Source organism: Guptibacillus sedimenti (genome assembly GCF_028610665.1).
In the GTDB taxonomy this organism is placed as follows: Bacteria; Bacillota; Bacilli; order Bacillales; family Guptibacillaceae; genus Guptibacillus; species Guptibacillus sedimenti.
On sequence record NZ_JAQQWV010000002.1, the window covers coordinates 325,572 to 338,110 of the forward strand.

Here is a 12,539-nt window from a genome sequence, read left to right on the forward strand (position 1 = left end):
GCAGCGCACTCTAGCAGTGACATCATAAAAAGATCGTTAACACTTCCTAGTTTAAATGTGTTGGCGGTTTTTTTATGATAAAAGGACATCTATTTACCCGCACATCCTTGGATATAGTACAATAAAACTGCACGATACAATAATTGGAAGTGGTGATGGAATGAATCAAAACGTGTTAACCCTCCCTGCAAGCGGTACATGTAAGATCATTTACGAGCACAGCATCCATGCGTTTCCCCATCCCAAGCCTTACCGAGCAACACCCTATGTTGCTTTCCGAGAAACAGGTGGATTCATTGGAAAACTATACACTATCCGCGATTGCTTTATACTCATTCCTCCTTATAATCCTACATCAGGAGATCTCACACGTTTCGACTTAAAAACTCAGGAAAGAATTCTTACCTACATCCGTGATCGCAAAAAAGGATTCGGTTTTGAAAAACAAGGACAGCCCTATATGTTTTGGGTCCTTGACCAAGAAATAACGTTACCTCACCGGCCGAAAGTGAAGCCCCACACGCCAGGTCATCAGTATTTCGCCTATGAAGATTTCATATCACGTGAGCCAGTGATCACAAAAAACGGAACCGTCTCAAAAACCGGCGTCTTCGAGTACGATGATTTCAGAGACAATCTGCTAATCGATAAATACAATCCAATTCTACCCGCTATGAGAAATATGAAAACAAAGCATTTAAGAAGCGAAAATAGTGAAGACGCCATCACCTGGAACGTGTTTAAATCGCTCCAACAAATCAACCCTCGACACTGGTATCCTGAACTGATTTCAAAAGGAATCAATCAAACGAAATACTCACCAAAGCAACTAGTCCCTACCGATCAGCTACCTCACAACCTAACCATTAACCTCTGGCAAACAATCAAACCGCCGTCACCTTTACTAGACAATCAACCAGAAGGTCCAACTGAAGTGGATGTCATCATTGAAAGTGAAAAATTTGTCTGGTTTATTGAAGCGAAATTCAAGTCCGACATTGCCACAAAAACAACTCACAATCATTCCCGAAACCAGGTACTACGCAATATTGATGTTGGCTCCCATTATGCCAAAGGAAAGGACTTTTACTTTTCGCTCCTTATCTTAGAAGATGCTTTGTCCTCAATAGGTGTTTCAACGGTAGAAACCTACAACAGACAACTAACGTCGAACACACACCAATTTCAGCGGGACTTCCTACATCGCTCTAATCATCTTTCAAACGTTCAGGGCATAACCGTTTTTTATTGGAATGACTTTGTAGAGATCTTTAAGAATTGTATGCAAGAACTAGAGGACGATTTTGAGCAGCTGATTGCAGCACGCGCTTTTCACTGGATGACCGAAAAGGTAGATCAGATGGTTATAAACTAATCAATTCATGAAAAGGGGCTGCCAAATGTGGCGGCCCCTTTGTTGATAGAACGTGGTAGAAATCCTTCCAGTCTCCATGTCTTTTCTACTAACTTTTCCTCTTTTTCATGCTCAATTTCAAAAAAATGTTTACTAATATAATAAAAAGGTTATTTCCCTTATTACAATAAATCGAGAAATATTTTTTCGTAGGATAGAGGAGGAGTCAAGATGCAATCACTTTGGTTTACATTGCTATCTTGTGTAGCATTCATGGTGCTTGTTGGTTACATAGCTTATCGTAAAACGAGAGGGACGACTAGTGGTTCCGATGGTTATTTTCTTGCAGGAAGAGGACTAAGCGGTGGATTTATTGCCGGCTCGCTTTTGTTAACGAACCTGTCAGCTGAGCAGCTGGTAGGGTTGAACGGTCAGGCGTTTCGAACGAATTTGTCAAACATGGCCTGGGAAGTAACGGCAGGGGTAGCGGTTGTCCTTATGGGACTTTACTTGCTACCAAAATATTTGAACATGTCGATTACAACACTTCCAGAATTTCTTAGCAAACGATTTGATGAAGGTGTAAGACGCTATACCGTTGTTTTGTTTATGGTTGGGTACGTTCTGGTAACGATTCCTTCTATGCTTTATTCCGGCGCACTCGCCGTTCTGAAATTGTTTGATGTGCCGTCGATTTTAAATATTTCTTATACTCAGTCGATCTGGGTGGTCATCTGGGGAATCGGCATCATTGGCGCCGTTTATGCGATCTTCGGTGGATTAAAAGCCGTAGCCGTGTCTGACACCATTAATGGCGTAGGGTTACTTATTGTTGGTGCGCTCGTTCCGATTCTTGGGCTTATCGCACTTGGAAATGGCGCGTTCCTAGACGGTGTTAAAACAATCACAACAACAAATCCGGAAAAACTGAATGCGATCGGCGGTCCGGAAGATTCCGTTCCGTTCGGTACAATTTTCACAGGACTTATTATTGCGAACATGTTCTACTGGGCGACGAACCAGTATGTTATACAGCGAACGCTAGGCGCACAAAGTTTAAAAGAAGGACAAAAAGGGGTAATTTTCTCCGGGTTCTTTAAGCTTCTTATCCCGATTTTCATGATGGTGCCAGGTGTTATCGCGTTTCACCTTTACGGTGGGGATCTGAAGTCTGTTGACCTAGCTTACCCAACGCTTGTGATGAACGTGCTTCCATCCTACTTATCCGGCTTTTTCCTCGCAGTGTTGCTTGGTGCCGTGTTAAGTTCTTATAACTCACTATTAAATAGTGCTTCAACAATGTTTGCACTCGATATTTACAAGCCGGCAATGAATAAAGATGCCACAGATGAACAGCTTATCACCGCGAGTAAATGGTTCGGCTCAGTTATTGCAATCGTCACGTTTTTCGTGTCGCCGATGTTAATGTACGCACCAAATGGTTTATGGGATTTGATTCGAAAGTTTACGGGCTTTTTCAACATTCCGATCGTTGCTGTCGTGCTCATCGGAATTCTATCAAAAAAGGTACCAGCATTAGCCGCAAAAGCCGCGATCATTTTCCACGTGGTGGCTTACTATATGATGGTATGGGGAACGGAACAGATCTTTGGACTTCCGATTAACATCCATTTCATCCACATCTACGGCATTCTATTCGTAGCTGAAGTCGCGATCATGTTCGGAATTGCTTACTGGAAACCACAAGAAAAAGCGTATATATTCCCGAAAGCTTCTAAAGTAAATATGACGCCGTGGAAATACAGCGTACCCGCAGGAATTTTACTGATCGCAAGCATATGTGAAACGTATCTTGTCTTCTCGCCAATTGGAGTTGCTTATGCAGGTGGCATGATTTCGCCATCGTTCTTACCAGCGACAGGAGCACTCGCAGTCGTAACCCTTATTGCGTTTGCCGCTGCGACGAAAAGCTGGGAGCGGAAATATGGTCATACCATTAGCCGTGCGAAGAATGCAGTGAAAGAAACAAGTAGAGAAGTAGGAGGACAAACGCAGAGTCCTCAGGTGAATTATTTTACTAAGAAGGATTTATAAATCTAAGTCTTTTTGATCAATAGATCCGTTTTCTAAAGCAGCCCGTTTCATTTTAAATGATGAAACGGGCTATTTTTTTATCTCTTTCTCTAGGATCATTATCATAGTTATCGATCAAATTGACTAATTTTCCACTTCTTCATCCAATCGATTAACCTCAACAGATTTATCTATAAAATAAATGGTTCTTTTGTGAAGTATTGATACACATAGCTTGGTGTCTTTTTTTATAAGGAAATGGAGAATAGGTCAATCGTCACAGAAAATAAATGTAAATTTTAAATTTACCTAATTTACAAACGATTATCATTAAAAGTATATAAAAAAATCGTCGAACTATGTAACATTAAGGTGGAAGATGACATGAGAGGAGATTACGATGAAGAAATTAACAACAGTACTTGCCGCCGTCAGTATGGCGCTAACGATCTTTACTCCAATGGGGTTACCGACAGAAAAAGCTTCCGCTGCTACATCTGGGGATGTGGTGGTGAATGAAATTGCGTGGATGGGGACAACGGTTGATTACAATGATGAGTGGATAGAGCTTTATAACAACACAGGAAGCTCAGTTTCTCTTGATGGTTGGACCTTGACGGCAGCTGATGGAACGCCCGCGATCGAATTAACTGGATCCATTCCGTCTGACGAATACTTTGTACTTGAAAGAACCGATGATAGCACACTTTCGGAAGTAACTGCGAATCAAACATATAGTGGGGCGCTTAGCAATTCAGGTGAAGTACTTGAATTAAGAGATGATAGTGGTGCATTGGTTGATGAAGTAGATGCTTGGCATGCAGGTGATAATACCACCAAAGCATCAATGGCACGTCTTGATCCTGCAATTACCGGAACGAATGCTTCAAATTGGGCAACAGCTACTCATACATATGCAGAAGGACTTGGTACACCTGGTACAATAAACGCAACTAGTGGCTCACAAACCGGTGTATGTCAAGATACTACTGAGCACCTGAATCAAGTTTCCGAGGGACCAGATGCAATCAACGTCTATTTTAATAAGTGTGCGCTTGATCAATATGCTTCAACAGGAAATGAAGCGAACTACAATGTGAATCTAGAAGATCGTTTGCTCAATCGCATTAATGCTGCTGAGACTAGTATTGATTTTGCAACCTATGAAATCAATCTACCAAAAGTGGTGGATGCCTTGATTGCGAAAGCAGCAGAGGGTGTCGATGTTCGCGTAATTGCCGATGCGAAAGATGCAGCGGACCCTCATTATATTGAACGATTTGAGTTAATGAGACTTTACGTGGAAGAGATGGTGCGGGGCAATGATGGAGTGTTTGGAACAGAGGATGACGTAACTGTTTTCTCTGACTCTCCTATGCTAGCAGTAGAAGATCAGACGAAGCGAGCTAATCACAACTTACCGGCATCTCCGAACGATTTTCCAAAAAGAACGATTATGATCGGAAATACGGAGATGACAGGGTATGTTTTCGTTGAAGCTGAACAGCAATCAGATGGAAGTTATTATTCTCCTGGCACTCAAATGCACAATAAATTTGCACTCATAGATGATAAATGGGTGTTTACAGGAAGCTGGAATTTTACTGTAACGGGTCTTTATGGATCAGAAGAAAACGTGGCAAACGGGATATTAGATGGGAATCAGCAACATGTCGTTGAAGTGAACTCTTCTGAACTAGCAGGAATCTATGAAACGGAATTTAACGAAATGTGGGGAAGTAACACGCAGAATCCCAATGTTGAACAGGCTGACTTTAGCTCTCGTAAAATCGATAACACCGCACATGAGGTAACGGTCGGTGGGAAAAAGGTTGAGGTGTTTTTCTCACCAGGAGATGATGCGGTTGGACGCATGACGGAGCTAGTGAAAACAGAAGCAGACCTCAGCACGTACTTCACCATTTTTGCCTGGAGTGACCAAGCACTTGTGGACGAATTAAAGAACAAATGGGAAGGTTCTTATGTCGATCAGCAGGGAACACTCACGGGGTTTGATGTGAAAGGCGTATATGACAGCTCATTCTGGAACCAGTGGTGGTCAGCTAGTATAGAGATGACGGGACGCACAGCAACAGGTAGTACAAACAATCCGAATACTCGCTGGGCCAATACTGCTCCAGTTTATAAAGATGCAGAATCGCGCAAGCTTCATAGTAAAACAATGATCATCGACGCCGATACAACGAGTGATCCAACCGTCATCGTGGGTTCAACAAACTGGAGCACGAACGGCAATGATGTGAATGACGAGAATCTGTTAATTATTCATGATACAGACATCACAAATCAATTTGTGCAGGAATTTAATGCGCGCTACACGGATGCTGGTGGTATGGTGCAGTAAGTTGATTTAAAAGTGTATTTACAGATTTAGAATTAAACGAATGCATAAACGGGAGTAGATTAACTGTGAGGACCTAGATTATCAAATTGATGATCTAGGTTTCTTTCATTTCTAGCTTCCAAATAGAACAGAAATGAGCCGTCCTTATTACGAACGATAGAGCCAGATGCCTAATAACGCTGCATTGAACAAGGCTGAAATCCGTCTTTCTTTAAATAATATGATATTACCTCACACACAAAAACACATCAAAAACCGATTCAGCGCATTTAAAAGGTTTATGCCTTAGGAAGGTAGGGAAAGTTTCCTATATCAAAATCGCTTTATCTTGTTAAAGCGGTACTTTAGGATAAAGGATGGTTTAATGAACAGAAAAGCTTATTTAATGGAAACTCTTTTAAACGGTGAATATTCAGGACCTTCACAGCAATCAATTACGTCAGTCGTGTATGATTCCCGTGATGTCGAAGAGGGGGCTGCTTTCGTCTGTATTTCAGGTGAAAAGATGGACGGTCACCTTTTTATCGAACAAGCCATTCAGCTCGGGGCGAAAACAATTGTAGGGACGGACCATGAGAAAATGGCGACAGCTTCGGCCCTTTATCGAGAAGTGAGCTTCCTTTATGTTCACGATAGTCGCCAAGCGCTCGCTGAGCTTGCGAGAGTCATTTATGATTTTCCTTCCGAATCGCTCTATACAATTGGGGTCACTGGAACGAATGGAAAAACTACCGTTTCTTCTTTCACATACAATCTCTTAAATCATCTTTCTTTTCGAACGGGCTTGATTGGGACGGCTGGGATCTGGGATGATCAGCAGAAAACCACGTTTAAGCAAACCGTTCCGACTACGCCAGAAGCTCCGGATATTCATCGCGTGCTCGATTATTTCCGTGCGAGTGAAATGAAGGCAGCTGTCATAGAATCAACGTCCATTGCCATTGAACAGAAGCGTTTGTTAGGCATTTACTTTGATGTGGCTGTTCATACAAACTTAACGCCTGAACATTTAGAGTTTCATGGGACGATGGAAGCGTATAAAGAAGCGAAGTTAAAATTGTTTGATCAAGCGAAACGAGCGGTGGTAAATATCGACGATCCGGCCATGTCAGGGGACATCATTGAGCGTTTTCAAGGGCAACTTATCACCTATAGTTTGTCGGAGTTAGGTGACATACGGGCCGATCATATTCAAACGTCCATTAACGGAACATCTTTTACACTCTATGCGTTTAACAGAACGTACAACGTGGAGGCACCGATTATTGGGGAATACAACGTGGCAAATCTTCTTGCAGCGATCGCTACGTGCTATCAAATCGGGTTTTCAGTTGATGAAATTCTCTCTGTGATTGATCATATTCAGGCACCTGAAGGCCGTTTTCAAGTGGTTGACGGGGCACCATTTCAAATTGTTCTCGACTACGCCCATACGCCAGATGCGCTCGCAACCGTTCTTGACGCCGTACGTCACGTACCGTACAGGAAACTGATCGTGATGATTACCGGCATTGGGCTGCGTAACCCTGAAAAGCGTCCGATGATGGCTCAGGTTGCAGATGGCATGGCAGATGAAATCATCGTCAGCGTGGATCAACCAGGATTCGCCGATCGACAAGAAGTAGTCAATGACGTTTTGAAAGGGTTCCACCATCCATCTGCTCCACATATTCACTCAAGGCTTTACCGAGAGGAAGCCATTCACCACGCCTTTGATCTAGCTGAGCCAGGAGACGTCGTGCTCTTAACTGGCATTGGCTTTGGAGGTTACCAGATCATAGGGGACGAGCGCGTTCCTTATTCAGAATTAGAAGTGATTGACGATTATTTTAAAAATGGTTCGTTAGACGTTCAGCAAATAAAAGAACCGTGTTAAGCACGATGAAAGTCTGTTATCAGTATGTTCGTTCCTGTGACTTCCGCTAGGACCGTTCATGCTTTTTTTTTGTCCGAATTCACCTTCTTTCCTATTAAAAGAAAAAGGAGGAATTTCTGAGTACGGTAGGAATCGGCTTTACCGATCAAGAAACTAATTGGGATAAGGTCCGAGTGGTCATATCAGCATCGCAGTGTTTCAAGTACAGTGACCTAGATCGAGTCTTGTCTAGCTTTACACTTTGCGAAGGTAAGAAAAGGAGAGATACTGTGGAACAGTTTGCTGTTTTTCGAACACCTCAAACGATTCTCTATGGAAGAAATTCGTTTCAACAAGTTGGTGCGGAAGCCATTTTACGTGGAAAGAAAGCGCTCATTGTAAGTGATCACGTGATGATGAACCTCGGATATGTAACTGAATGTCAGAAGCTTTTGAAGCAAGCGGGAGTAGCGAGTGAATGCTACACGGGTGTTGAATCTGAACCGACGGACGATTATGTTTCTGAAGCGCTCGGTCATCTTCGTGAAACGAGCTGTGAGATCGTCATTTCACTTGGCGGAGGAAGCTGTATTGACACGGCGAAAGCCATTGCGGTCCTTGCGACAAATGGAGGATACATAGGTGACTATCGCGCAAATAGAACGAACGCTGTAAATGCTCCGCTTCCGCATCTTGCTATACCTACAACGGCAGGTACAGGATCTGAAGCAACGGACGTCACGGTTATTACGAATACGACGACTCAAGTAAAAATGATGATCAAGCAACCGGCGTTTATGCCAACAGTAGCGATCGTAGATCCACGTCTTTCTGTTTCGTCTCCACCTCATGTCACTGCAGCAACAGGGATTGATGCGCTCAGTCATGCAATCGAAGCGTATTTATCAAAAAAAGCCCATCCGATGACAGATACGTTTGCTTTATCAGCTATGAAGCATCTAATCGACCAAGTTGAAATCGCTTACAGTGATGGTGAGAATATAGAGGCGCGGGAGGCGATGAGTTTAGGTGCCCTTCAAGCGGGAATGGCTTTTACAAATGCATCGGTCTGTCTTGTCCACGGGATGTCACGTCCGATCGGAGCGCTCTTCCACGTGCCGCATGGCTATTCGAATGCGATGCTCCTTCCTGCGGTTCTAGACTATAGCAAAGCTTCCTGTACGAATCGTCTTGCTGATCTCGGACGCCTGTTTCAGCCGGGGATCCAATCGAATGAAGAAGCGGCTGGGATTGCGGTAGTATCTGTGAAAAGGCTCTGCGCGTCCTTGAACATTCCCAATCTAAAAGAGTGGGGCATTGATGAGACGGCGTTTAACAAGAAGGTTAGTAAAATGGCAGCTGATGCGCTAGATAGTGGAAGTCCGGCACAAAACCCGCGCTTACCAACACAGGCTGAATTAGAGGAATTATTTAAACTTAGCTATAACTATCAGTTTACAACTGAAGCAAACATACGATAACGCGAGTAGACGGAAGGAGAATGGAAAATGGCAACGACGGCAACGAACGTCCTACAAAACTATATTAACGGCAAATGGGTAGATGCCAAAACCACGCAGTTTCAAACGGTCCCAAATCCAGCAACGGGGGAAGAACTTGCCCAGGTTCCCATTTCTACGAGAGAAGACCTGGATGATGCGGTAAAAGTAGCGAAGGCCACCTTTAAGACGTGGAGCAAAACGCCCGTGCCAAGAAGGGCACGTATTCTTTTTAAGTATCAGCAACTTCTCGTCGACAATTGGGACGAGCTGGCGCAGTTATTAACGAAGGAAAATGGTAAAAGCTTTAAAGAAGCACAGGGTGAAGTGCAGCGCGGGATTGAGTGCGTTGAGTTTGCAGCCGGTGCGCCTTCCTTAATGATGGGAAAGCAGCTTCCGGATATTGCGACAAACCTTGAATCGGGTATGTATCGCTATCCCGTTGGTGTTGTTGGCGGCATCACGCCGTTTAATTTCCCGATGATGGTCCCTTGCTGGATGTTTCCTCTTGCGATCGCGATGGGGAACACGTTCGTGTTGAAACCATCAGAGCGAACGCCGCTACTTGCGAACCGTCTAGCAGAGTTATTTAAAGAAGCAGGCTTACCTGATGGCGTGCTCAATATTGTTCACGGTGCACATGATGTGGTCAATGGGTTACTAGAGCATAAAGATGTGCCCGCGATTTCCTTTGTCGGCTCACAGCCTGTCGCGGAATACGTCTACAAAACAGGAGCTGCGCATGGGAAACGCGTTCAAGCGCTAGCCGGTGCAAAGAATCACTCAATTGTAATGGCCGACGCTGATCTCGATGCTGCCGTAAAAGAAATTATCGCAGCTTCCTACGGTTCTGCAGGTGAGCGATGCATGGCGTGTTCTGTCGTAGTCGCAGTTGATGATGTCGTCGAGACGCTCCTTCAAAAGCTGAATGAAAAAGCAGATGAAATTAAAATTGGTAACGGCCTTGATGAAGATGTGTTCCTAGGTCCAGTCATTCGAAAGGAGCATAAAGAAAGAACGGAAAATTATATTCGAAAAGGACAGGAAGAAGGCGCAACTCTTGTCCGGGACGGTCGAAATGATGAAGCTTACAACGACGAAGGCTACTTTATTGGACCGACGATTTTCGATCACGTGAACTCTTCGATGCAAATTTGGAAAGATGAAATTTTCGCTCCTGTGCTATCGATTGTACGAGTGAAGAATCTAGAAGAAGCGATTGAACTGACCAATGAATCTGACTTTGGTAACGGCGCGTGCCTGTTTACAAAGGATGGTAGCAACGTACGCTACTTTAGAGAAAACATTGAAGTCGGCATGCTTGGGGTAAACATTGGCGTCCCTGCGCCAATGGCCTTCTTCCCATTCTCAGGATGGAAGAATTCATTCTACGGTGATCTTCATGCGAATGGATCAGATGGAGTCGAGTTCTATACGAGAAGGAAGATGTTAACGGCTAGGTGGTAATCGAAAAGAATATAGATTATACAAAAGGTGTAGAGAGGAGGACCTCTCTACACCTTTTGTCATAAGTACTTTTTGTAATAATTCTTCAATAAAGAAAGGAGAAAATAGGTAGTGATGAAACATTTGATGTCTTTGTTTCGTATGACTAATTAAGATAGAAAATTGTTTTATATTCAAAAGGGACGAGGCAAACAAAACAGGTCCTAATAAGTTTAGATGTTTTTAATTATTTTTTTATCAGGGGGATGAAAAGTTGGGGTTATTCTTTTACCTTACGATCGTGATTGGGTTCTCGCTCATCTATTATGGCTATGTAAAGAAAACAGAAAGAGATATAAAAATGAAAGAGCTAGAGCTTGAAGAGAAAAAGATTGAGTTGGAAATGAAAAAGTTGGAGTATCGTCAGGACAACAGTTAATAAGAAGAAAAGTAATCGCTCGCGTTCTACGTAATTACTTTTTAGTTGAATAAAAAGAGAGGGAAGTGTGTTAAAGAATAATAGAATTATCATCTAGTCAAGCTAAATGAAAAAGCGCCAGAGAGATGTGTATCATCACCTATCTAAACAATGAGTCTTTATCAATCAAAGATTAGCTACTTTTTACTCATAAGAGAAGATTGTGTTATTCAGAATAATTTGAAATAATTGGTATTGTTGAGTTGGCTGTTAATTTAGAATGCTTGCTTTTTATTTTTTGTAAAGAGCCATTTGAGAGATCACTAATTGGTGATAGGGGGTGAGGCTATTTGGTAAGTGAAAGGTTTTCAAAACTGGATAGATGGCGAGCAAAATATGGCGTATTAGCGATTGCCCTAAGCTGTCTTCTAACGGCTATTAACTCATGGGGACAAAATTGGATTCTTACGAGTGTTTTGGGTTTAGGTGCACTTGTTTGTGGGGTACTCGGGTTCTTTGACATGAAGAGAACCAATGACAAAGAACAAACAAGTTAGCATTATCATATTAGATTCCTCATTAACCCATCGTGAAGCGTTTGCGCAATAATAGTATCTCGAATGAAATTAGGTAGATTTAAGAGGGGAATGGAGAGAATGTTTTTATCGTATTTATTAGTGTTTGTTCTGGCTGCGATTCCATTATTTGAACTTGTTGCTGTTATCCCATTAGCGATCATCGGGGGGCTGTCGCCAGTACTAACGGGTGTACTTGCTTTTTTAGGAAATGCCCTGACAGTCATTTTGTTAATCGTATTTGTAGATAAATTTAAAAGTTGGAGGAAAAAACGAAAGCAAAAGCGTACGAAAGATGTGATCCAGCAGGAGGGAGAGACGACAGAAGCACATGTCGAAGAAGTGCAAAAATCGAAAAAAGAGAAGCGAGCAAGAGTTCTTTTTGATAAGTATGGTTTACCTGGATTAACAATTATCGGTCCTTTTTTCGTCGGCTCGCATATCTCCGCGTTCATGGGAATGAGCTTCGGGTCGAAAAGAAAGATGGTCACGAGCTGGATGATGACTAGCTTAGTTCTTTGGACAGTGATTATGGCCGTAGCCTCAACCTATGGAGTGGCTTTTTTTGTACCTGATGTAGAAGATGATGGCGTTTTGGTTCGTTTGTTTACGAACTAGCATTCTTTCTTAAAGAAAAGTAAAAGTCCCCATATAAAGGGACCTACCATTAATATAAAGGTTGTGTGGTATGACAAGGTGGAAATCCGTTAATATCCTGAATCATGTAAAAATCATACTGCTTTAAGGCAAATTGGGATTGATACAAATATTCCATCACGAGGAGCTTTCCATCAGATGTCCCGCACAAAATCCCTGATGTTCCCTGTCCATTTACGAATGAAATTCCAATCGGATAACCTATTAAACTTCGAATTTTTTGTTGCCATGGCATCTTCATCACTCCTTCCTACATATCATATTGGATGTGGAAATAATAGGTGCTTGTAGTTTCGTAAATGAAATTCATGCGACCAGGCACACCTCTGCCCCGTT

Annotated in this window: 10 protein-coding genes; 9 read left to right on the top strand and 1 reads right to left on the bottom strand. The window is 42.7% G+C overall.

Features of this window, described 5'->3' with window-relative positions:
• The first annotated feature begins 160 nt into the window (after positions 1-160).
• From PQ578_RS09990 to PQ578_RS10030, 9 genes are all read left to right on the top strand, one after another.
• Complete coding sequence (locus tag PQ578_RS09990) at positions 161-1,375, top strand: hypothetical protein (protein WP_273834057.1); 1,215 nt, start codon at positions 161-163, stop codon at positions 1,373-1,375.
• Between the two features lie 210 nt (positions 1,376-1,585).
• A complete protein-coding gene (locus PQ578_RS09995) occupies positions 1,586-3,409 on the top strand; it encodes a solute:sodium symporter family transporter (RefSeq protein ID WP_273834059.1) in 1,824 nt (607 codons plus the stop codon).
• Between the two features lie 379 nt (positions 3,410-3,788).
• Positions 3,789-5,753: a phospholipase D-like domain-containing protein gene (locus PQ578_RS10000; protein WP_273834061.1), complete on the top strand. Its 1,965-nt coding sequence runs from the start codon at positions 3,789-3,791 to the stop codon at positions 5,751-5,753.
• 364 nt (positions 5,754-6,117) lie between these two features.
• Positions 6,118-7,629 carry a UDP-N-acetylmuramoyl-L-alanyl-D-glutamate--2,6-diaminopimelate ligase gene (locus PQ578_RS10005; RefSeq protein WP_273834063.1) on the top strand — a complete coding sequence of 504 codons (1,512 nt, stop codon included), beginning with the start codon at positions 6,118-6,120 and terminating at the stop codon, positions 7,627-7,629.
• Positions 7,630-7,898: 269 nt separating this feature from the next.
• The gene (locus PQ578_RS10010; RefSeq protein WP_273834065.1) at positions 7,899-9,089 is read left to right on the top strand and encodes an iron-containing alcohol dehydrogenase; all 1,191 of its coding nucleotides are present in this window, start codon (positions 7,899-7,901) and stop codon (positions 9,087-9,089) included.
• A 27-nt stretch (positions 9,090-9,116) separates the two neighbouring features.
• Positions 9,117-10,574, top strand: a complete 1,458-nt coding sequence (locus tag PQ578_RS10015; protein WP_273834068.1) for a CoA-acylating methylmalonate-semialdehyde dehydrogenase — start codon at positions 9,117-9,119, stop codon at positions 10,572-10,574.
• Positions 10,575-10,827: 253 nt separating this feature from the next.
• A complete protein-coding gene (locus PQ578_RS10020) occupies positions 10,828-10,992 on the top strand; it encodes a hypothetical protein (RefSeq protein ID WP_273834070.1) in 165 nt (54 codons plus the stop codon).
• 329 nt (positions 10,993-11,321) lie between these two features.
• Positions 11,322-11,528: a hypothetical protein gene (locus tag PQ578_RS10025; RefSeq protein ID WP_273834072.1), complete on the top strand. Its 207-nt coding sequence runs from the start codon at positions 11,322-11,324 to the stop codon at positions 11,526-11,528.
• A 99-nt stretch (positions 11,529-11,627) separates the two neighbouring features.
• A complete protein-coding gene (locus tag PQ578_RS10030; protein WP_273834074.1) occupies positions 11,628-12,164 on the top strand; it encodes a small multi-drug export protein in 537 nt (178 codons plus the stop codon).
• 49 nt (positions 12,165-12,213) lie between these two features.
• Here the strand turns inward: PQ578_RS10030 and PQ578_RS10035 are convergent, their stop codons facing one another.
• A complete protein-coding gene (locus PQ578_RS10035; RefSeq protein ID WP_273834076.1) occupies positions 12,214-12,438 on the bottom strand; it encodes a hypothetical protein in 225 nt (74 codons plus the stop codon).
• Between the last annotated feature and the right edge of the window lie 101 nt (positions 12,439-12,539).

What these genes read in the sequence shown, in the direction of transcription:
- PQ578_RS10035 (WP_273834076.1), bottom strand. Translation starts at nt 12,438, where the DNA reads ATGCCATGGCAACAAAAAATTCGAAGTTTAATAGGTTATCCGATTGGA.
- PQ578_RS09995 (WP_273834059.1), top strand. Translation starts at nt 1,586, where the DNA reads ATGCAATCACTTTGGTTTACATTGCTATCTTGTGTAGCATTCATGGTG.
- PQ578_RS10005 (WP_273834063.1), top strand. Translation starts at nt 6,118, where the DNA reads ATGAACAGAAAAGCTTATTTAATGGAAACTCTTTTAAACGGTGAATAT.
- PQ578_RS10030 (WP_273834074.1), top strand. Translation starts at nt 11,628, where the DNA reads ATGTTTTTATCGTATTTATTAGTGTTTGTTCTGGCTGCGATTCCATTA.
- PQ578_RS10015 (WP_273834068.1), top strand. Translation starts at nt 9,117, where the DNA reads ATGGCAACGACGGCAACGAACGTCCTACAAAACTATATTAACGGCAAA.
- PQ578_RS10000 (WP_273834061.1), top strand. Translation starts at nt 3,789, where the DNA reads ATGAAGAAATTAACAACAGTACTTGCCGCCGTCAGTATGGCGCTAACG.
- PQ578_RS09990 (WP_273834057.1), top strand. Translation starts at nt 161, where the DNA reads ATGAATCAAAACGTGTTAACCCTCCCTGCAAGCGGTACATGTAAGATC.